The organism is Labrenzia sp. VG12 (assembly GCF_002237595.1).
Lineage (GTDB): Bacteria > Pseudomonadota > Alphaproteobacteria > Rhizobiales > Stappiaceae > Roseibium.
The window spans coordinates 2,641,244-2,660,230 of the sequence record NZ_CP022529.1 but is presented as its reverse complement, the minus strand read 5'-3'; the positions used below and the strand labels follow the sequence as shown (position 1 = coordinate 2,660,230).

Genomic DNA, 18,987 nt, shown 5'->3' with positions numbered 1-18,987 from the left:
TTTCCTGACTGGCCGGCGGCTCCCACCCGCCGGCTTTTTCCTGCCGTCGGCAACCGCTGTTCCACCAAAAGCCGGCACGGACCGTCAGCTGGAGGATGGTCGTGTCCCGGCAAGGATCGGGGCGAGTTCACCAAAGGCGTCATAGAGAAAGTCCATCAGGACGCGCACCCGCGGGTTGGTTTTCAGATCCGCGTGGGTCAGCACCCAGATGTCCATGTCCGGCACCGGATCGTGGCCGGGCAATCGCACCAGGCCCGGATCGGTGTCGCCAAAATAGCAGGGGATCAGGCCAATGCCCTGGCCGTCGCGCATCAGCCGTGCCGCCGACGGCAGCGTGCTGGTGGTCGCGACGGTGCGGGCCGGCAGGACTGGCTTGAGCGAGGGTTCATAGTCGATTGCAATCCAGCGATCGAGCTTGGGCCGGTTTTCCAGATAGACCGGGGCCGCATAGGCGCAAAGCGGGCTGGTCGACACCTTTCGGCCAATTGCGCTGTCTGGCGGTGACTTCGTGATCCTGATCACCACATCGGCTTCCCGGCGCGACAGGCTGGAGAGATGATCGGACATTGCCAACTCGAGAGTGATCATCGGGAATTGGCGCAGGAACCGGTCGAGCACCGGTGCCAGAACACTCAGGTAAAGGCTTTCAGAAACAGACAGGCAGACCGGACCGGCCAGGCTTGTGTCCTCGGCGAAGGCGGCCCGTCCGATGGCAGCAGCGTCCTGTTCCATGCGTTCGGCAAGCGGCAGAATGCGGCGACCGAGCGGCGTGAGGGCACGGCCTTTCGGGCCTGGCTCGAACAGCGCGCCACCCAGATCGGCTTCCAGTGCCTTGAGCTGCCTGGCGACAGTGGAATGGGTGGTGTTGAGGCGCCTGGCCGCCTGCCGGACGGAGCCCTCGCGCAGGAAGGTCAGAAAGGCGCGCAGATGATCCCAATGCATTGGTCGGTCAACTGGATGATATTTCACACATGTTGCCGATGTTATGGATGATTTTTCAAACGAAATGAAGCGGTGCCGGGACCGCTTCACTGTTGGCTATCGCCTTTTGGGAGACCTGTGCCGACTGGTCAGGCGGCGGCAACATCTTTCAGGAACCGGTCGATCCGTGTCGTGACCTCGGCCAGGTGGCTGGTTGCGGCGCCGGCGATGTCCTCGACTTCCCGGGCCGACTGGCTGGTTTCACCCGAGCCCCTGGAAAGGTCGCCAATGTTCTCCGACACGCTGGCCGTCTGACCGGCCGCCTGGGAGACGCCGCTGGAGATCTCGGAAGTCGCCTCCGCCTGCTGTTCGACGGAGCTGGCCATGGCAGCCGCGGTTTCGTTGACGTCCTCCATCATGGTCATGATCCCGCTGATCGCCTCAACGGCAGCGTGGGTGGCCTGCTGGATTTCGGTCACCTGGCTGGAGATTTCGTCGGTTGCCTTGGCGGTCTGGCCCGCAAGGGATTTCACTTCAGAAGCCACGACGGCGAAGCCTTTTCCGGCTTCACCGGCCCGGGCGGCTTCGATGGTCGCGTTGAGCGCCAGCAGGTTGGTCTGTTCGGCGATGTCCTGGATCAGCTGGACCACGGCACCGATGCGTTCGGCGGAGGCCGACAGGCCGCGGATCTGCTCGTTGGAGGTCCTGGTGGCGCCGGAGGCTTCCTCGACGCGGGTAAGCGTGTCGCCGACCTGGCGGCCGACTTCCTGGACCGACGCGCTCAGTTCCTCGGTTGCGGCCGCAATGGTCTGCACATTGTGGCTGGCCTGGCTGGAAGCGGAGCTGACATCTTCACTGCGGCTGGTCGTCGTGCGCGCGATCTCGGACAGCTGTTCTGCCGTGTTGTCGAGCTGCTGCATGTTGCCGGTGACGGTGTCCAGGGCGGTCTCGATGTCCTGGCGGAATTCGGCGACCAGGGCATCGACGGTGTCCTGGCGTCGACGCACCTGCTCCTGGCTGGCTGCGGTTTCCGCTTCCAGGCGCATGCGTTCGCGCTCCCGGTCGCTGAACGTGGCGACAGCCTTGGCCATCTGACCGAGTTCATCCTTGCGAATGGCCGCCGGAAGATCGAGCTCGGTGTCGCCGTCCTTCAGTTTCAGCATCGCTTCGGTCAGGCTGCGGATCGGGCGCACGATGGCCACGGACAGCAGGATGACAAAGGCAATACCGAGAGCGATCGCGAGCGCAAGCGTCAGGGAAATCTGGGTCTGGGCCGCGGCTGCGCTGGAAACGGCTGTTTCCCCGGATGAAGCGCTGATCGCTTCAGCCTGTTCCGTCAGGGACGCGGCCGCCGTCGCAAAGTCCTGCTGGCTGTTCTGCAGCGTGGTTGTCGCTGTTCTGACAGTTTCGAAGGATGTTCCCAGTTTCGGCAGATCTTCATTGCCGGCAGCGACAAGAATTTTCAAAGGGCCATTGAGGAGATCGGTCAAGGCCTTGTCGGAGGTGTTCTTGCCGGCCGCCGTCCGTACTTTTTCGAGATTTTCAAGTTCCAGCTGCGCTTCCGCCAGATAGCGTTCAAAGGAGCCGGATGCCTCCGGGGACGAGGTGTTCAGGAAGTCGGCATAAGCGCTGCGCACGCCGAGTACATTGCGGGCGACGCTTTGGGTGTAGTTGGAGAGCAGAGCAATGTCGGCGGAGGCCTTGTCGAAATCGCGCAGATCCTTTCTCAACGCGTCGATAGGCTCTTCGGCAGCCATGATGATGCCATCGGTCAGAGCGACCAGTTCCTGGGTGGCCGGCTGGATGGTGGTCTTCCAGGCGTCGGCCTCCGGAGTCTTCATATGAGCTTTCAGAAGCTTGGCATAGGCCTTTGAGCCCTTGGTGAGCTTCTTGACGTCGTCCTTGATCGCCTTGGTTTTCACGGTTCTGCGAACGGCCTTGGCGTCCTTGTCGAGATCCTTCACCCGATCGCCGAGAGCCTTGGCCAGGGCCTTGTCCGGATTGGCAGCAAAGGCTTCAGCTTCCTGGGCGAGCACGATTGTGGCAATGCGCATGTCACTGAGGCGCGGCGCGACCTTGGACAGGTCGTTCATCTTGCCTTCGTTGGTGATGGCCAGAGCCGAGCGGTAGGCAGCAAGTTTCTTGAATTCCTCGAAGGCGTTGTCCGTGGTTTGCACCATGGAGGAGGTCAGCGTGTCCAGCTCCGACACTGCCGCGTCCCGGTCTGCTCGTGTCTGGCGAAGTTTTGTGAACCCGCCCTTCAACTCGGCCACAACCGTTTCCAGGTCTGCAGCAGCTTGCGGGCGTCCGCTGGCCAGAAGACGGCTCTCGTCGGTAATGGAGTTCAGTTCGGCCTCAACCGCATCGGCTGCCGCATTGCTGCCATCCAGGCTGAAGGCTTGAGCGTGGTTTTGCAGATACGGCACACTGCCAAGCAGTTCATTGGCGGCTTTTGCCGTTGTCACAGAGGACTTCACCTGCGACCCGGCGATAAGGCCGCCTGCGCCGACAGCGATTGTACACAGGAGCAGCGCGCCGAACCCGATGCGCAATTGCGTCTTGATCGACCAGTCGAGGAACAGACGTGGTTTGGAAGCCTGACCGGCCCCCTCGGTGGGTTCGCCGCTGGTCTTCTTCTTCCCGAAAGGAAGCGTTTTGAACGTCATGGTCGCGCTCCGGGGCAACTGCAGGTGGTTCGATTCTGCCGCAAAACCCTTAAAAAGAGCCAAAGAAAGACTGAATGAAGAATGAAGGCTCCCAGTCAGAAATACCAAGACGTTAGCGCCCCAGGAGCTAGGATGCCGATGACGCAACTGCGATTGGGACCTTGTGAAATGGGGAGAGTATTGGATGAAATTTGCGACATGCAGTGTCAATTTTGGATAATTTTCGATCCGATACGGGTGCGATAGGACAGGGTATCCGAAACACAGGAGACCCGAATGACCTATCAGATCAACTTGCTTCACGCAGACATACCGCAACCCATGCAGGGCGACATGCGCCTCGGCCTGGTGCATGAAGGCAGCCAGGTGGCGGAACTGGAGTATCGCTGGGATGACAAGCAGTTCACGGCTGTCTTCGTCGGCAACGCACCGAGCCTGCCGCATCCGGCTCATCCGGTGGTGTTGCTGCAAAAACCGATTGCCGCGATCCAGGCCCTGAAGACCGAAACCCATGTCAGGCCGACGGATGTGTTCAAGGATCACCAGGTGTCGATCGAGGTGGAGGGATGACCATGCTGTCCGGGATTTACCGCATCGTCGCTGCAGGTGGCCTGTTGTTCGCGGCCAATGTGCAGGCAATGGCCGAACCTATCGGGGTCGTGGCCCTCTACAAGGGGGACAAAAGTGCGCTGAGCGCGATGACGAGCAGCCACGACTGTTCCATCCGCCGTGGGGGGACAGTGCTGGCGCGGCAAGGCAATCTGGATCTGCCGGAGCTCGACCGGTTTGCCGTGCTCAGCTGTGCTGAGAGCCCGCTGAAGTCGACTGCACTGGGAACCTTCCTGCCGGACACTGCCCAGCCGTTTCTTCTATTGGAGGGAGATCTGCAGGAGTTCGACGCGGCGGGCGGATCACAGGCTGATCAGCGCGAGTATCTTTTGAAACTCAGCTACTACACCAATTCCGATCCGGTCGGACGGTCGAAAGACCTCGCCGCGTTGGCTGACTGGGTTGCCCCGCTCGAGGATCCTTACAGGACAGAAAGCTTCCTCGAGGTTCATCGGGCATCGGGGCTGCGCACGCCCGATGAGGTGGTGACGCTCTTTTATGACAGCCCTGAAGCAGGCAATCGTTTCCGGGAAGCCAACCAGGCGGTTCTCGAGAAGGTCGGCGCCTTCAACAAGGCGCATCTTGTGTCCTTTGTCTATCTGGTTGCCAAGGCTGACTGATTGCCCTTAAGGAAGGCGCTGCTCAGGTGCCTTCCTTCCCCTGGTCCTTGGGCTGCAAGGTCGAGGTATTCTCGTCTGAAACCGGTGCCAGGAGGCGCAGGAGCAGGCCGCGCAAGGTCTCCAGGTCCTCCGAACCCAGCCTGGCCTCCAGTTCCCCTTCCAGCTGACGCACCAGGCTGCCAACCTTCACACGCGCCTGCTGGCCCAGTTCCGTCGGAACCGGGCGTTTGTCGCGTTTGTTGCCCGGCACCGGTTCCAGGCGAAGCGCGCCCAGTTCGACAAGGCGGGCCACGGCCGCATGCACGGCCTGGCGGGTGACGCCGCGGTCGCGCGCCAGTTCGGAAATGGTGCGCGGATTTCGGCAGATCATCATGAAGAGATTGGCGTCTGCAGGCCTTGCAGCATCAAGGCCCGTTCCCTTGCGCAATTCGATCATGCGCCGGTCCAGCTCTTCCGACAGGTCGGCGACAAGGCCGCGGATCGAGGCGCGGGGCGGGTGAGTCGGTGCTCTGTCATTCATGCTTGACAATTCCCAGTCCGTCACCACATTGTCAAATGTCAACTATGATTGACAAAATGGAGGTGATGATGCGTTTTGGATTTGGGATTTGGGGACTGGCACTTGGGGCGATGGTTTCTGTCGGCGCTGTATCGCTTGGGGCGCAGGAGGTTGACGGCACACGGTTTCGCGCGCCGGAAGAAGGATCCTGGTATCACCCGTTAGATCCGGAAAAATGGGTGCATGTCGGTGGTGTCGCGTCCGAAATCGACGGGGTATTGACCCGGATTGCAGATGCCGGGCAGAGCCGGACCCCGCCGGACGCCCCGGATTATCAGGGGGCGGGCAGCTGGCTTGCAGAATGGCGTGCTGCGGGCGAAAAGGCTTTCAAGGAAGGACGTGCCCTCGAGGTGGCCGGTGACGAGGCAGCAGCGCAGCGTCGTTTTCGGGCAGCCGTGGCCTATTTTCTCCAGGCTTCGTCGCCACACACGGATGACCCGGCGCAGCGCGGCGCCTTGAAGCGCGCGCAGGACAGCTACCGGGCACTTGCCGGTCTTCACCCGCTGAATATTGAAGAAATCGAGATCCCGTTTGAAGATCGCAGCTTCAAGGCCTGGCTGCACAAACCCGATGTCGATGGGCCGGTGCCTGCCGTGGTTGTCTCCATGGGTTCGGATGTCGCCAAGGAGGAGCTGCTACCCTACTTCGAAAAACAGCTTGCCATCCGCGGCATTGCGATGCTGTCCCTCGATCTGCCGGGCATGGGCACGTCCGCCGAATGGCGCGCATCGCCGGATCTGGACAAGCTGCATGTCGCTGCCATCAATCACCTGCGGACGCTTCCGGACATCGATGGCAGAAACCTGTTCCTGCAAGGGGCAAGTTTCGGTGGTCACCCGGTCGCCCGTGCGTGGCTCGCGCGGCCGGAACTCGATCTGGCTGGTGCCATTTTCATGTGCGGTCCCGTGCACAGCGCGCTGGTGGCTCCGCCTGAAGTCTATGCCCATTTCCCGCAATTCACCATGGACGGTGTCCGGACCCGCTTCGGCCTTGAGCCGGCAGCCGGCTTTGACAAGATTGCTGCCATTGCCGAGACGCTTTCACTGAAACGGCAGGGGCTGTTTGACGGTTCTGAGATCGCGACCCCGATGTTTGCGATCGTGACGAATGACGATCCCGTCATCCCGCTGGAAGATCTTGAGGCGATGCTGGCGCGCGGCAGCAATGTCAAACGGGTCGTTTACGATACGCCGGGACATTGTCCGGAACGGGACTCGCGCGAGGCAATGGCGGCCAGCTGGGTTGTGGACCAGTTGCGATAAGGGCGCCGCAAACGGAAGCCGGCCCATCCGCCAGGTACGGCCGGGAGGCGTCACTGCGTCAGGCGATCCGCTGAAGAGGCGGGTCGCCGTGCGTCGAGGGCGGCCTGCAACCGATCGACCACGCCCTGATCGATGTCGGGATTGCAGGCAAGGGCAAGATCCACTTCCTTGATCGTCAGGACCGGTTGAACGTCAAGCCCTTGCTGCTGCGCGACAAAGGGTGTGGAAACCAGTCCTCCCAGCCAAAGCTGGGTGTGCCCCTGTTTCAGCATGTTCACATTGAGATCGTCCTCGTAAACGATCACCAGATTGGGATGTCCGGCATCCTGGACTTCTACGGTGCTGGTCCAGCCGCTGACGGCGCCGGTTGCATAGCCGAAGCTGTCGGAAAGTTCTGAAAGGGTGATTTTGGTGCCCTTGAGCGCAAACAGCCCGTAGCCATCCACTGCCAAGGGGCCGACCCATTTGAAATTGGGTTCGCGCATGGTGGTGCGCCAGAGCGCCAGGAAACAATGATCAGTGTTGTTCCGAACTGCATTGAGACCGCGTTTGAAAGGGCGGGTGCGGAGATCATAAGTCACGTTGGCCGCGTCAGCGATTTCCCGGACGAGATCCGCGAGTTCGCCTTTGACGCCACCGTTTTCATCCTGAAAATAAAGTGGTTTGTAGTCTTCGGTATAGATTACAATTTTTGATTGAGCTTCATCTGAAGAAAATGCTGGGTTTAGTCCTGTGATCCACAATATTCCGGCAAAAATAGCGGACATTGCTGTGCATGTAGATGGGGCTTTCCGCATGGCATTGGTTCTTTTATTGCGTTGATTGCGGTCAATTTGAAATGATTATACTCTCATATATGTTGATGAAAAGTAATATGTCCAAAAACTCAGTCTTTGCGATCACTGTGCCCAAGATCCTTTTCAGGCCATAGCCGATCACGCAGCCGCTGCTTCAGGATCTTTGCCTCCGGAAAGCCGCCGTCCGCTTGACGGTCCCAGACGGTGGCTCCGTCACAGGTGATGGTGAATGTCCCGCCTGTTGCCGGCACCAGCGTTACAGCGCCTGTTTCTTCGGAAAAAGTGGACAGGATTTCCTGTGCCATCCAGGCAGATCGCAGCAGCCAGTTGCATTGGCGGCAATAGGTGATGATGATATGAGGAGACGGTACGTTGTCCATGGCGTGCGCTGTTCTCCCGATTTGATCCCGGATACGGTCCGCTTGTGCCACAGCTTCCTTCCGATTTGCCAGAGGCCGTTCCTGCTGAAGTCGCCGCTGCCTTCCAGGCTCATCCCGGCCTGCTGGAAACATGTGGCAAGCCACTTCAGGCCACAGCCAGCCGGGGGCTGAGCAATCGTGTTTTTCGCCTTGAGGCGGAGCGGGGGACTTTTTATCTGCGATTGCCACTCAAACAGCAGGCTGTCCGGGTCGACCGGGTCGCCGAGGCGCACAATCTGGCCCTTGCTGCCCGGCTGTGCCTCGCTGTGCCTCCCCTCTATTGCGATGTCGAGGACGCGATCCTGCTGACACGGGCCGTTGCGGTTGCCGATCCGCCGCCGCCAACCCTGCCGGAGCGGCTCGGTACCGCCTTGGGAAAACTGCACGCATCGGCAGAGCCCTTCAAGGGCGAGCTGGACCCCGGCGCGGTCAATCGGGAGCAATTGTCGCGCCTGCCGCAAGAAGGTGTTCTGTCCGCAGAGTGGCAAGACCTGGCCAGGGCGTTGTCCGCGCTTGAGACACAGGAGTGCGAACAGACGGCCTTGCTGGTTCCGAGCCATGGGGATGTTTCTCCAGGAAACTGTCTTCTCTCAGCTGACGGTTTCTGGCTGATCGATTGGGAGTTTTCCGCCATGGCGCCGCCTGCCTGGGATCTCGCCTATGCCATTCTGGAGCACGATTTTTGCGAGCGATCGGAAATGGTTTTCATGGAGAGTTATTGCGCGGAGGGGGCCGGACACCTACGTCCTTCGACGCGGGAACTTGATGTCATGAAGGCCCGGTGTGACGCAGTCTCGGCTTTCTGGGCTCTCGAGCAGCTGGTGGCCGGGCGTGACGAGACAGTTTTTCTTCCCTTCGCAAGGGAGCGGCGCGACAGGTTGCTTTGCCGAGTGAAGCGGGTGTTCGGCCACTTCGATTAAAGCGAGGCCAGTTCGAGACCGGCTATCGAGCGCCTGGGGCAATGTGAGGTAGGGGAATGGCAAGCGGCGAACGAATTCACGTCAGGCAGATTTTTGCTGCGCTGTGCGCGGTTGTTCTTGCCGGGGTCTGGGTCGATCCGGCTTCGCGCGACCTGTTCGAGACTTTGGGGCTTCTGGAGCCCTCACGGTTGGCGTCCGAGTATTGGGGATGTCTGCGCACGCCTTTCAGCCCCTTCCCCTGGTAATCACGCGGTTAATCTCCGGGCTCCGCGAGGCAGATGGCATAGGTCTCGTTCATCTGCTGGCGGAGAGACTGGTTCAGGGGATCCTTGTTGAGATCCTCCCAGACACCGTCCGTTTTCAGCCTGTCGACTGTGCAGGTGCAGGCGGAGTTGCAGGCGCTGGGGGAAGCATAGGTATCCTGGCAGGCGATTGTGCAGTTGCGGACAAATGCATTGCCGGCCCGGTCAAGTTCCGGCGTGACCTGGGCGGCGCTCCAGACCAGCCCGTAAAGAACCGGCTGGTGCAGGAGGTAGATGGTCAGGGAATGCCGGCCGGTCAGGCGAAGCCCCTTGCCAGAGGCACCTTCAAAACCAAGGACCGACAATTTTTGCCAGACGCCGAGTTTTCGAAAACCCTTCGACAGGGAAAGACCGGCGAGTGTCACCCCCGTCCAGGGGGCAACCGGGACATAGTCGACGCTGGCAAAACCCGTCTTGCCCAGCCCGGTCCAAAACCAGAGCGGTCCGTCGAAGACGGAAGATGTGGCCCAGAGCGGCAGCGTCAGGAAGAACAGCGCAGCCGCTGGGACCGTCCAGGAGGGCAGGCGGGCAAAAGGCAGAGCGATCAGGCTGGCGGCGGCAATGCTGTGCAGGATGCCGAAGCGGACGAAACTGTCGGCGAACGCGAAATAGGTCACAAGTGACACAGCCGCCGCGGCTGCTGCAATCGTTGCCAGGCGGCGCCAGAACGCCCGCCAGCGAATGGCCTCATGATGCGCGAGATCCAGACTAACCCCGGCAAGGAACAGGAAGCTGCCCGCGATCGAGCCGGCAAACAGGCGCCAGCCGAAACCCTGGGCGACGGGCCACTGAACGAATCCGAACCAGGAGAGATCCCACGAGAGGTGATAGATCACCATCGCGATGACAGCGAGCCCGCGCGCAAGATCGATCACGGCCAGACGCGGAGCGCGCATTCTCACATCTCTCTGATTTCAAGGGGCAGCTGGACCGGGCAGACGTCGGCCTGCCAGAGGGGCTGCATCAGGGTCGCGAAACAGCTAGCCGCTGAAGGCAACAACAAGTGTGGTGATCAGCGCAGAGGCGGCGATCATGGCGCCGACAAAGGGCCAGGGTGACGGACGATGGGCATCGTAGACATCATGGTTTGCCGGGTCTTGCAGCATTGCCCTCAACTCCCAACTTCAGCAGCAGTCAATCGATTGCCATCGTGTGACCTGACGCTGAGCGTTTCCAAATTGAGAGAGCAAAGGGCTGATTTCAGCAGGCCGATTGCTCTCGTCCCAACCATCAATCAGGCGAGAGTGAGGCAATTGCCCGGCGGCGAAAAGATGGTAAATCAAATCCTAACCGGTTTTCCCAAGGAAAGCGCAAACTTGTGGAGGAGGCGGCAAAGTTTGCCCGCTCTGCTTGACCTCGCAGAAGGCGTTGAAACGAGGGAGGAAACGGCGCCGATCAGAGGTCGAGTGCGTCGAGGCCGGCTTCCATATAGTCCGCCAGCAACGGCATGCCCAGGAGATACTTGGCCGTCGAACCCACGGCCCGTTCACGCGCTTCATCAACGACCTGGTCGAAATCTTCGGCGTCGAAGTCGCCTCGGCCAATCCAGGTGATGGCGACAAGTTCGGCGGCCTCGTCCACATTGAGGTCCTCGATCAACTCGCGCAGCTCCTCGTCGGAGAGGTCGTCGTTTTCCTCTTCCGCGAGGCCGTCGTGATTGTGACCTTCCTCGAGCGTGTCCGCGTCAAACTCGACGTCCCCTTCGTGACCGTCTTCGAAACTGTCTTCAAGGGATGAGGCGGCCGCGCGGGCCTTTTGCGCAAACATTCGGATCGTGTCTGCGGAGAGTGTGAGGTTGATGTCCATTGCTGCCTCCGACAAGCCTGAGTTTTCTTTATCGATCCACTTTGGGCTGTTGGCAATGGTCATGGCGCGAATTCCCTTCCAGGTCCCCGAGAGGCTTTCCCCAGGGTTATCCCCTGTTATTCGCCGAAGTGAACGGGGTTCAAGTTAATCGATGGCGCCTGTGCCCTTGGGGACCGGGTCGGTCTTGCGGGCAGACGTCCTCATTGCTTTACTTGAGCGACAAACACAGTCCTGTCTTTGACCGGGATCAACAACGAGTTCCGTTGCTCACATGCAGCGTGACTTCCGGGTGGGGATGGCGACGTGTTGGGACAGTTTACCGGGGGCGGACCGGGCACTTGAGGCTCGGCTTTCACGCAAGCACGTGGAGCCGGGCCTCTGCTTTTGTATGTCATGTTCTGGCTGCTAGCAGCGCCTCTCGGCGCCGGGTTCTTTCCATGAAGTTGCGGGAGCGCCAGGGGCAGGCCGCACCTGCTCACGCGAGTGTGAAAGACGGTGTCTGGGTATTGCCGGAAATCACCGCTAACCTGCCGCCATGTTTCGGATTCTGATCATTGTCGGATTTCTGCTTGCCGGTTTCCAGCAAAGCTTTGCGCGCGGCAATGTCGAGTTGTCGGAAACGGAAACTGGTGTGGTCCTTCTTCAGGAACCTGGTTTCCAGGGCCTTGACGGCGTAGAGGCCAGTCAGCCGGCGGAGGAACCTGGCACTGCAGATACCACTCCGAGCTACTGCAAATCCTCTGACTGCAAGGCCGTTATCGGCACCGCGTTTCTGGAGGCGTTCAATGCAGCCGAAGCTCCTGACACGATAAGGCCCATCCGGAGGCGCTCCGTCGGGACCCGCCTGGAGCCACGCCCCCCCAATTCCTGATCGTCTGTCCCTGTCCTCCGGCCGACACCATCGGCCAACAGTCCAGATAATTCAGGAGATCTTCCATGTTGAAGCGAAGAGATTTGCTGCTTGGCGGCGCAATGCTGCTTGCAGCACCAGTCGGTGTCGCTCAGGCCCATCACACCGAAAAGTTCAAAAAGACGTTCAAGCTCGATCCTGCCTATGTGCCGCAAAGCGTCTTTTATTCAATGACCTATGCGCCAGGCACGATCGTGGTCGATCCGCGCAACCATTTTCTCTACCTCATGGAACGATGGGGACGGGCGCGGCGCTATGGCGTTGGTGTCGGAAAAGCCGGACTGGCTTTCCAGGGCAGCGCCATAGTCCAGCGCAAGGCGGAATGGCCGAGCTGGACACCGACGAAGAACATGATCCGCCGCGAACCGCAGAAATATGCCCGCTATGCAAATGGGGTTCCGGGCGGGGTCAACAACCCGCTTGGTGCCAGAGCGCTCTATCTTTATCGCAACGGCCGCGACACCTACTACCGGATCCATGGGACCACCCAGCCGTCCTCAATTGGCCGGTCCGTCTCAAACGGCTGCATCCGCATGATCAACGATCATGTGATCGACCTCTATGAACGGGTGCCGGTTGGAACCCGGGTTGTGGTTCTTTAAGAGGCGCCCGGACAAGACCCGATGAAAACAGTCATGACACGCCGCAAGATGCTTGCGGCTGGATTGAGCATGGCCGGACTGACGCTGGCCGGTTGTTCCAACCGGCAGGCTCCTTTGCCCGAAGCGGTTCGCCCTCTGGCAGACCCGGCCTTTCAACTGGCCTACGGTCCGAGACTTTCGGAGCCGTTTCCCGTTCCCGCCGTCGATCCCGCGTTGCTGATGCCGGAGTTTCGGCGCCAGCGCATTTCCTATCCGACCGGGGAAGCTCCTGGAACGGTCATTGTCGATACCAGCAAGTTCTACCTCTATCTCGTGGAGCCCAGCGGCACGGCGATGCGCTATGGCGTTGGGCTGGGGCGGCAGGGTTTCGAATGGTCCGGCCGGGCCAGGATTGCCTGGAAACGGCCCTGGCCAACCTGGACGCCGCCGGACGAGATGATTGCGCGTGAACCGCATCTTGAACAATTCAGCGCCCGCAACGGTGGCATGGCTCCGGGCCTCGACAATCCGCTGGGCGCGCGGGCTCTCTACATCTTCCAGGGCAAGGTCGACACGCTCTACCGGCTGCATGGCACGGCCGAGACGGCGTCGATCGGACGGGCCGTATCATCAGGCTGCGTCAGGCTGGTGAACCAGGACGTGATCGACCTTTACGACAGGGTCCGCCCGGGCGCCGAGATCGTCGTGAGCTGACACGGAGAATCCAACTGTTTGGAAACAGGTGAGACATGAAAAAGCAACGGAAAAACAGCAACCGAAAGGCAAAACGTGCCGCTCAGACCTCTGCTCAGGCCGGAAAGACGGGGCCGGATCGGCGGGGTGTGCTGCGCTTGTTGCGCAATGTCGCGATCGGCACGGTTCTGCTCGGTGGCACCGGCTACGTCTTTGCGCAGAACGTGATGAATACCATGCACGAACATGATCTGGACCGTGTCGGGAATGGGCGCGCAACCATCGTGCAGATCCATGATCCACAATGCTCCATGTGCCTGGCGCTCCAGAAGGAGACCCGCAAGGCATTGGACATGCTTGAAGGTGAGGAGATCGATTACGTGGTTGCGAATATCAGAACCGAAAAGGGGCGAAGTTTCGCGACCAGTTACGGCGTGCAGCATGTCACGCTGCTCTTGTTCGACAAGGAGGGCGCGCTTCAGGACATCTTGCAGGGGCAACGCGGGTCTTACCAGCTGAAGACAGCCTTTGAAGAGCTCGTCGCGCTCTAGGGCCAGGACGCTCGGCAATAGTCAAACCCGCGGAACCGATTGGCGTCTTCCGCGGGCTTGTACTGTCTCCAGCTTTAGTACTGGTTGTACGAGTTTTGCTGGTGAACGGGCAGCGGCGGCGCGCCCATCTCGTCCGGGTTTGCCATGACAGCGGCTGCAACAAGGGCTGCCGCCAGCACAACACCCAGAAAGATGGCTTGCAGCAGGGGCCGGGCGGCGTTCATTTCGGTCTGTTGAGATCCGCTCTTCCGGCGGTTTGGCGTATCAGCGTTGGACATGATTTGTTTCTGAAATGCAGTTTTCGGGGCGATGGACGGTGCAGCCGACCGGCGGGTCAGTCGATGATTTCCTGTTTGCCGGACAGTTCGTAGTACAGGCGCTTGCCGAGCAACCGGGTCGCGATGGCCATGGCAAAGAACGCCACTAGCGGCAGAGCCAGACGTGGTTCCCATGCAGACATCAGCATCAATACACCAGCGGCCAGAACGAACAACACCACGGGCGGAAACACGTTTGAGGATGCTGTCCGGGGTTCTGTCTCAATCACGGTGTCAACCATATCGGCCTCCATCAGCTAGGGTAGCTTCAATGTGGCGCGCAATTGTGCTGGCAGACCGACTCGAATCTGACAGGCCCTGAGTGATTTCGTGACCATTTTGCGGCAGTTGCCACCAGCTGGCAGGTGGGGGAGGGGGTGTCACAAAGGGTCGTCAAACAGTCAGCATTGCAAGGCTGCTCCTTGCCGGATCAGTTTTTGGAAAAAGATAGGTGCGTTTTCTATTCGCGGTCGGTTCAGTAAAGTTAACTTTTAGTAAAATTCAAACCTCCATTTTAAGCATAATTTGAGTTTCTCGCGTTTTTTCTCGCAGGAATTGACAATGATCTACGTTTTTAAGGCCTGATTTTAGTGTTTGTTTGGAATTGGGCGGGATAGTTTGGTTTCGGGAGAGCCTTCGCAAAAAGATCAGGCCTAGAATGACAGTCAATGCAGCGCAACGCGCCACGGCGGCAAAGCCGAACGATGCCGCGACGGCGTCGGCACCAGCACAACAGCCGGCCGGGGAAATGCCCGCCCTGTCACTGGCCGGACTGCAGTTCTTCATCGCCGATATCAGCAAGAAAACCATTCTCTGGCACGAGGTCGGCTCGCAGAATTTCAACAGCGAAGTCAAGGATCTGCAGGAAGCGCCGTCCAACGAGGCATTGAGGCATCTGTCACCTGAGGACCGGAAAACGATCCTGCATCTTGTGCAAGGTGCGATCAGAGACGGGCAGGCAGGGCCGTTTGACGTTGGCGGTGGACCCGATCACCGTATTCCGGGCATTCCGATCGTCGCCTATCGGTACGAGCTTCCCGACGGACGTATTCTGGCGATCTGCTTCCCCTCGATCGGCGAGCATGACGACAATCCGGGCCGCATCGCCCTTGGGCTGGCGCCGATCCTGCAGCACTTCGTGGCGTCCTCGAACCGTGTTGTGCTGCTGGTCGACAATTTCGGGTATGTCCGCTTCGCCAGCGACGGCTTCCTGAAAACCTTCCAGATCGAGGACGCTCGGCTGATCCTCGGGCGCAATATTGCCCACATCCAGGGGAGGGTCGGCCGCACCATTGTCTCGCTGGCTTTGGCGTCGTTAACACGTCGGGCGAGCGCGACAGGCCGTGGCAAGTTCCTGCTGGCCAGTGGCGACAGCACCGACCTGAAATATGAAGCCATGTATTTCCGCATTGGCGGCACGGTTGGCGGGGTCTTGTTTTCCGCCGGCCATATGGGCGGGGATGTCGATTTTGCCAAGGTGTTTGAGATCTGCAGTGCGCCGATGCTCGTGGTCAACGCCAAGTCGCGCATGATCATCGCAGCCAACAATGCGGCCATGAAGACCTATCACCTGACGCACGACGTGATCGAAAGCAAACCGATTACGGAGACATTGCTGCACGCGAGCAATTATACGGAACTGCTTGGGGCGGCCAAACAGGAGTCCGACGTGCCCTTGTCGGTGCCGGTGACAATCCTCAATGGCCAGACCAAGAAGAAGCGTTTCAAGTGCAGCCTGGTCGACGAAGATACAAAAGATCCGAAACTGATCCTCGAAACGCGCATGTAAATGCGCGCTGATTGTCGGTGTATCTCTGAGCTCTTCCCGTCTGGTCGGCAATTCTTTGCAATTTTGTCATACTTGCTGTCATGAGGCCCTTGTCTTCCGCAGCGCACGGTTCTACGGTCCGCGCGCTGTTATTCCCGTTTCCCCCTGGAGGACATTATGGGCTTTCTTGCTGACGCATTGGCGCGTGTACAACCTTCTGCGACCATCGCCGTCACCAACAAGGCACGCGAGCTGAAAGCCGCAGGCCGCGATGTGATCGGTCTCGGTGCTGGCGAGCCGGATTTCGACACCCCGGAAAACATCAAGGCAGCTGCCATTGCAGCGATCAATGGCGGCAAGACCAAATACACCGCCGTGGATGGTATTCCGGAACTCAAGGCGGCCATTGTCGAGAAATTCAAGCGGGAAAACGGTCTCACCTACGCGACCAACCAGATCACCGTCGGCACCGGCGGCAAGCAGGTGCTCTATAACGCCCTGATCGCCACGCTCAACCCGGGCGACGAAGTCATCATTCCGACGCCCTACTGGGTCAGCTATCCGGACATGGTGCTGCTGGCGGGCGGCGAGCCGGTGATCGTGGAAGCCGACAAGTCGACCTTCAAGATCACTCCGGAAGCGCTGGATGCGGCGATCACGTCGCGCACCAAGTGGCTGATCTTCAACTCGCCGTCCAACCCGTCCGGTGCCGCCTATACGGAAGCGGAACTGAAGGCGCTTTGCGAGGTGCTGAAGAAGCATCCGCAGGTCTGGATCATGACCGACGATATGTATGAGCATCTCGTCTATGACGATTTCCAGTTCACCACCCCGGCCCAGGTGGAGCCCGAGCTCTATGAGCGCACGCTGACCGTCAATGGTGTGTCCAAGGCCTATGCCATGACCGGCTGGCGGATCGGTTATGCCGGTGGCCCGGCCGATCTCATCAAGGCCATGGCCAAGGTGCAGTCCCAGTCGACCTCGAACCCGTGTTCCATCGCCCAGTGGGCGGCGGTCGAGGCGCTGAACGGTACCCAGGATTTCATTCCGAAGAACAACGAAATCTTCAAGGGGCGCCGCGATCTCGTGGTCTCCATGCTCAACCAGGCCAGCGGCATCTCCTGCCCGGTTCCGGAAGGAGCGTTCTACGTGTTCCCGTCCTGTGCGGGCACCATCGGCAAGACCGCGCCCTCCGGCAAGGTCATCGAGAGCGACGAGGATTTTGTCTCCGAGCTGCTTGAGGCGGAAGGTGTGGCCGTTGTCCACGGCTCGGCCTTCGGACTTGGCCCGAATTTCCGCATTTCCTATGCGACCTCGACCGAAGCTCTCGAAGAAGCCTGCACCCGCATTCAGCGCTTCTGCGGTAACTTGAAGTAAGTTCAAGAGCTTAGTGTTTTGGAGAAGGGCGGTTTCGGCCGCCCTTTTTTTGTTTTTCGTCCTTGCTGGCGGTCTCTGGCGCCTGGATCCGGATCGGCAGTCGCTGACCTGCTCCGATCAGATGACGTCAGGGTTGAGGAGCTACAAGTTTGCACTTTTTGGGCTTTGTTCTTATCTCTACTCAACAAGGGTGGAGGAAAGTCGATGACAAGATCCCGGCAAATGCAGTTCCTTTTGGATCTTCTGGAGGGCCTGCCCTCCGTCGGTTTCATCCTGCTGTGGCGTCAGACTGGCGACCTGCAATTCGCAGGCTGGTTCGGCTGCGGTCTGGCCTTTGTCGTCTTCATGGTCTTTGCCGGTCTGAAGGCCCGGATGAACCCGGTGTTGCTCGGTGTCAATTTGCATATCCTGCTGGTCACGCCGCTGATGGTCGGCCTCTTCCGCTTCGGGAACACGGCTCTTGCGGAATTTCTCGTGGGCTATTCCTATGGCGCGGTCTTGATCACCGTGACCCTGACAGGAGCTGTGCTTTCGGCCTTCACCCGTGAGGGGTTTGCAGCTGCGCCGGATCTGCCGGCCAACCTGCGACGACGTCTGTCGCTGGCCATGCTGTTCGTCGCCGGCTCCGGCGCCGCGTGGGCAATCTGGATGCCCGGCAACAGTCTCTTGCCTGTTGTGGTCACGTTGACGGGTCTGATCGTCGGTCGCCGGTTCCTGCTGCTTCGCTGGTCGGGAGATGCGGCAACCGGTCTTGTCGTTGCCGGAACGGCCACATCAGGCAGCGCCCAGTCCGACCTGGTCACCTGAAGGGCAAGCGTGACAAGGCTGCCCCGATTTTGACGCGATGGCCTACCATATCTCTCGCACCCGCCGGCCATCCGGTCCTTCGGCGGCCCTCAATTGATCTGGAGAGTTTTCCCATGCAATTTCTGAAGCCCGTTCTTGCTGCCGCTTTGATTGCCGCCGCCGCACCGGCTCTGGCCTCCGAAAACAGCCCGAAGGTGGAGATTGGTACGCTGAACTGCCTGGTAGAGGGCGAACATTCCTTCATTGTCGGCTCGTCCGCGACGCTCGGCTGCAGTTTTAAACCGGTCGACGGGGGCGCGATCGAGTATTACCGCGGCAAGGTCCGTGACTATGGCCTTGATATCGGCAAAACCAAGGAAGCGACCCTGGTCTGGGGTGTGCTGGCGCCCTCTGCGGACAGGAAACCGGGGCTGCTCGCCGGAACCTATGGCGGCCTGACCGCTGGTGCCAGCGTTGGCGCGGGCATTAAGGCGAATGCACTGCTTGGCGGTTTTGACCGGTCGATCGCGCTGAACCCGTTCAGCCTGGAAAGCCAGACCGGTACGAACCTTACGCTCGGCGTCAGCAAGCTCACTCTGGAGCCGATCAACTAGTACCGGATAATCGCGTGATCGGAACTGCTCTAGCGCCCCTGGTTGCAGGCCGCGTTGGCGCCGGGGCAGTTCGATCCGCTGGTGCCGGACCGGGTGTTCAGGCGATTGATCTGATTTGTCCGGTTCAGCTTGTCGGAACTGTCGAGCTGCTGCCGGGTTGAAAAGTCGGATTGCTGGCGGTTGAGGTTTTGGTTGAGCTGCTGGCTGGCAGATGGCAGCCGGTTGGGCGTTGCATCGTTCAGGCCCCGAAGCGTATTGGTCTGGGCGAAGGCCGTGCCGGCGAGACAGGCCGAGAGCACAGCGCCTGACAGGAATATGCCGAGTGTTCTCATCTGTTTCTCCGGCCTGTTGTTGCTCCTGACCATCATAGCGTGACCGGACGATTTATCCAGAAACGGAAAACTCCGCTCATGCGGAGCGCGACGTGTAAACCGCGCCCGTCGCCTTATTTGCAGGCACGAAAATCTGGCTCAGGCCTTGAGGGGTCAGACTTGAAACTGGTCGGAAAT

The 18,987-nt window shown here is 59.9% G+C and carries 24 protein-coding genes; 13 read left to right on the top strand and 11 right to left on the bottom strand.

The genetic code is table 11. From position 1 onward, the window contains the following. Positions 1-84: 84 nt before the first annotated feature. Together CHH27_RS12460 and CHH27_RS12455 are read right to left on the bottom strand one after the other, a co-directional pair. A complete protein-coding gene (locus CHH27_RS12460; protein ID WP_094071874.1) occupies positions 85-942 on the bottom strand; it encodes a LysR family transcriptional regulator in 858 nt (285 codons plus the stop codon). A gap of 128 nt (positions 943-1,070) precedes the next feature. Beyond that, positions 1,071-3,587 (bottom strand): methyl-accepting chemotaxis protein, encoded by a 2,517-nt coding sequence (locus CHH27_RS12455; protein WP_094071873.1) that lies wholly within the window; start codon positions 3,585-3,587, stop codon positions 1,071-1,073. Between the two features lie 276 nt (positions 3,588-3,863). Between CHH27_RS12455 and CHH27_RS12450 the strand changes: the two genes are divergently transcribed. Together CHH27_RS12450 and CHH27_RS12445 are read left to right on the top strand one after the other, a co-directional pair. Next, entirely contained in the window at positions 3,864-4,157 is a 294-nt protein-coding gene (locus CHH27_RS12450; protein WP_157738903.1) for a hypothetical protein, read from the top strand. Between the two features lie 2 nt (positions 4,158-4,159). Next, a complete protein-coding gene (locus CHH27_RS12445; protein WP_157738902.1) occupies positions 4,160-4,816 on the top strand; it encodes a hypothetical protein in 657 nt (218 codons plus the stop codon). Positions 4,817-4,838: 22 nt separating this feature from the next. Here CHH27_RS12445 and CHH27_RS12440 read toward each other — a convergent pair whose 3' ends face one another. After that, entirely contained in the window at positions 4,839-5,336 is a 498-nt protein-coding gene (locus CHH27_RS12440) for a MarR family winged helix-turn-helix transcriptional regulator (protein WP_094071870.1), read from the bottom strand. A 68-nt stretch (positions 5,337-5,404) separates the two neighbouring features. Between CHH27_RS12440 and CHH27_RS12435 the strand changes: the two genes are divergently transcribed. After that, on the top strand, positions 5,405-6,637 hold the full coding sequence (locus CHH27_RS12435) for an alpha/beta fold hydrolase (RefSeq protein ID WP_157738901.1): 1,233 nt from the start codon (positions 5,405-5,407) through the stop codon (positions 6,635-6,637). 50 nt (positions 6,638-6,687) lie between these two features. Here CHH27_RS12435 and CHH27_RS12430 read toward each other — a convergent pair whose 3' ends face one another. Further along, complete coding sequence (locus CHH27_RS12430) at positions 6,688-7,434, bottom strand: ABC transporter substrate-binding protein (protein ID WP_094071868.1); 747 nt, start codon at positions 7,432-7,434, stop codon at positions 6,688-6,690. A gap of 89 nt (positions 7,435-7,523) precedes the next feature. Further along, positions 7,524-7,814 carry a SelT/SelW/SelH family protein gene (locus tag CHH27_RS12425; RefSeq protein WP_094071867.1) on the bottom strand — a complete coding sequence of 97 codons (291 nt, stop codon included), beginning with the start codon at positions 7,812-7,814 and terminating at the stop codon, positions 7,524-7,526. 44 nt (positions 7,815-7,858) lie between these two features. Between CHH27_RS12425 and CHH27_RS12420 the strand changes: the two genes are divergently transcribed. Continuing rightward, on the top strand, positions 7,859-8,773 hold the full coding sequence (locus tag CHH27_RS12420) for a phosphotransferase (RefSeq protein ID WP_157738900.1): 915 nt from the start codon (positions 7,859-7,861) through the stop codon (positions 8,771-8,773). 56 nt (positions 8,774-8,829) lie between these two features. After that, entirely contained in the window at positions 8,830-9,018 is a 189-nt protein-coding gene (locus CHH27_RS27680; protein WP_157738899.1) for a hypothetical protein, read from the top strand. A gap of 8 nt (positions 9,019-9,026) precedes the next feature. Here the strand turns inward: CHH27_RS27680 and CHH27_RS12415 are convergent, their stop codons facing one another. The 3 genes from CHH27_RS12415 to CHH27_RS12410 all read right to left on the bottom strand — a co-directional run bounded on the left by CHH27_RS12415 (position 9,027) and on the right by CHH27_RS12410 (position 10,881). Continuing rightward, a complete protein-coding gene (locus CHH27_RS12415) occupies positions 9,027-9,971 on the bottom strand; it encodes a heparan-alpha-glucosaminide N-acetyltransferase (protein WP_094071865.1) in 945 nt (314 codons plus the stop codon). Positions 9,972-10,055: 84 nt separating this feature from the next. Further along, positions 10,056-10,181, bottom strand: coding sequence for a hypothetical protein (locus CHH27_RS28485; RefSeq protein WP_256386434.1), 126 nt, complete (start codon positions 10,179-10,181; stop codon positions 10,056-10,058). A 289-nt stretch (positions 10,182-10,470) separates the two neighbouring features. Continuing rightward, on the bottom strand, positions 10,471-10,881 hold the full coding sequence (locus CHH27_RS12410; RefSeq protein WP_094074707.1) for a DUF3775 domain-containing protein: 411 nt from the start codon (positions 10,879-10,881) through the stop codon (positions 10,471-10,473). Between the two features lie 535 nt (positions 10,882-11,416). On the opposite strand from CHH27_RS12410, the gene CHH27_RS12405 reads away from it, so the two are divergent. From CHH27_RS12405 to CHH27_RS12390, 4 genes are all read left to right on the top strand, one after another. Next, on the top strand, positions 11,417-11,752 hold the full coding sequence (locus CHH27_RS12405; RefSeq protein WP_094071864.1) for a hypothetical protein: 336 nt from the start codon (positions 11,417-11,419) through the stop codon (positions 11,750-11,752). Between the two features lie 65 nt (positions 11,753-11,817). After that, on the top strand, positions 11,818-12,393 hold the full coding sequence (locus CHH27_RS12400) for a L,D-transpeptidase (protein ID WP_094071863.1): 576 nt from the start codon (positions 11,818-11,820) through the stop codon (positions 12,391-12,393). A 33-nt stretch (positions 12,394-12,426) separates the two neighbouring features. After that, positions 12,427-13,086: a L,D-transpeptidase gene (locus CHH27_RS12395; RefSeq protein WP_198338411.1), complete on the top strand. Its 660-nt coding sequence runs from the start codon at positions 12,427-12,429 to the stop codon at positions 13,084-13,086. 35 nt (positions 13,087-13,121) lie between these two features. Further along, positions 13,122-13,616 carry a hypothetical protein gene (locus tag CHH27_RS12390; protein WP_094071861.1) on the top strand — a complete coding sequence of 165 codons (495 nt, stop codon included), beginning with the start codon at positions 13,122-13,124 and terminating at the stop codon, positions 13,614-13,616. A gap of 74 nt (positions 13,617-13,690) precedes the next feature. On the opposite strand, the gene CHH27_RS12385 is transcribed toward CHH27_RS12390, so the two are convergent. Beyond that, on the bottom strand, positions 13,691-13,894 hold the full coding sequence (locus CHH27_RS12385) for a hypothetical protein (RefSeq protein WP_094071860.1): 204 nt from the start codon (positions 13,892-13,894) through the stop codon (positions 13,691-13,693). 56 nt (positions 13,895-13,950) lie between these two features. Continuing rightward, the gene (locus CHH27_RS12380; protein WP_157738898.1) at positions 13,951-14,175 is read right to left on the bottom strand and encodes a hypothetical protein; all 225 of its coding nucleotides are present in this window, start codon (positions 14,173-14,175) and stop codon (positions 13,951-13,953) included. 416 nt (positions 14,176-14,591) lie between these two features. Here CHH27_RS12380 and CHH27_RS12375 point away from each other — a divergent pair, with 416 nt between their 5' ends. From CHH27_RS12375 to CHH27_RS12360, 4 genes are all read left to right on the top strand, one after another. Further along, positions 14,592-15,722 carry a hypothetical protein gene (locus CHH27_RS12375; RefSeq protein WP_094071858.1) on the top strand — a complete coding sequence of 377 codons (1,131 nt, stop codon included), beginning with the start codon at positions 14,592-14,594 and terminating at the stop codon, positions 15,720-15,722. Between the two features lie 156 nt (positions 15,723-15,878). Continuing rightward, positions 15,879-17,078: a pyridoxal phosphate-dependent aminotransferase gene (locus CHH27_RS12370; protein ID WP_094071857.1), complete on the top strand. Its 1,200-nt coding sequence runs from the start codon at positions 15,879-15,881 to the stop codon at positions 17,076-17,078. 222 nt (positions 17,079-17,300) lie between these two features. Beyond that, positions 17,301-17,885 carry a hypothetical protein gene (locus CHH27_RS12365; protein ID WP_157738897.1) on the top strand — a complete coding sequence of 195 codons (585 nt, stop codon included), beginning with the start codon at positions 17,301-17,303 and terminating at the stop codon, positions 17,883-17,885. 113 nt (positions 17,886-17,998) lie between these two features. Continuing rightward, entirely contained in the window at positions 17,999-18,478 is a 480-nt protein-coding gene (locus CHH27_RS12360; RefSeq protein ID WP_094071855.1) for a DUF992 domain-containing protein, read from the top strand. Positions 18,479-18,507: 29 nt separating this feature from the next. Here the strand turns inward: CHH27_RS12360 and CHH27_RS12355 are convergent, their stop codons facing one another. Continuing rightward, the gene (locus CHH27_RS12355) at positions 18,508-18,810 is read right to left on the bottom strand and encodes a hypothetical protein (RefSeq protein ID WP_157738896.1); all 303 of its coding nucleotides are present in this window, start codon (positions 18,808-18,810) and stop codon (positions 18,508-18,510) included. Between the last annotated feature and the right edge of the window lie 177 nt (positions 18,811-18,987).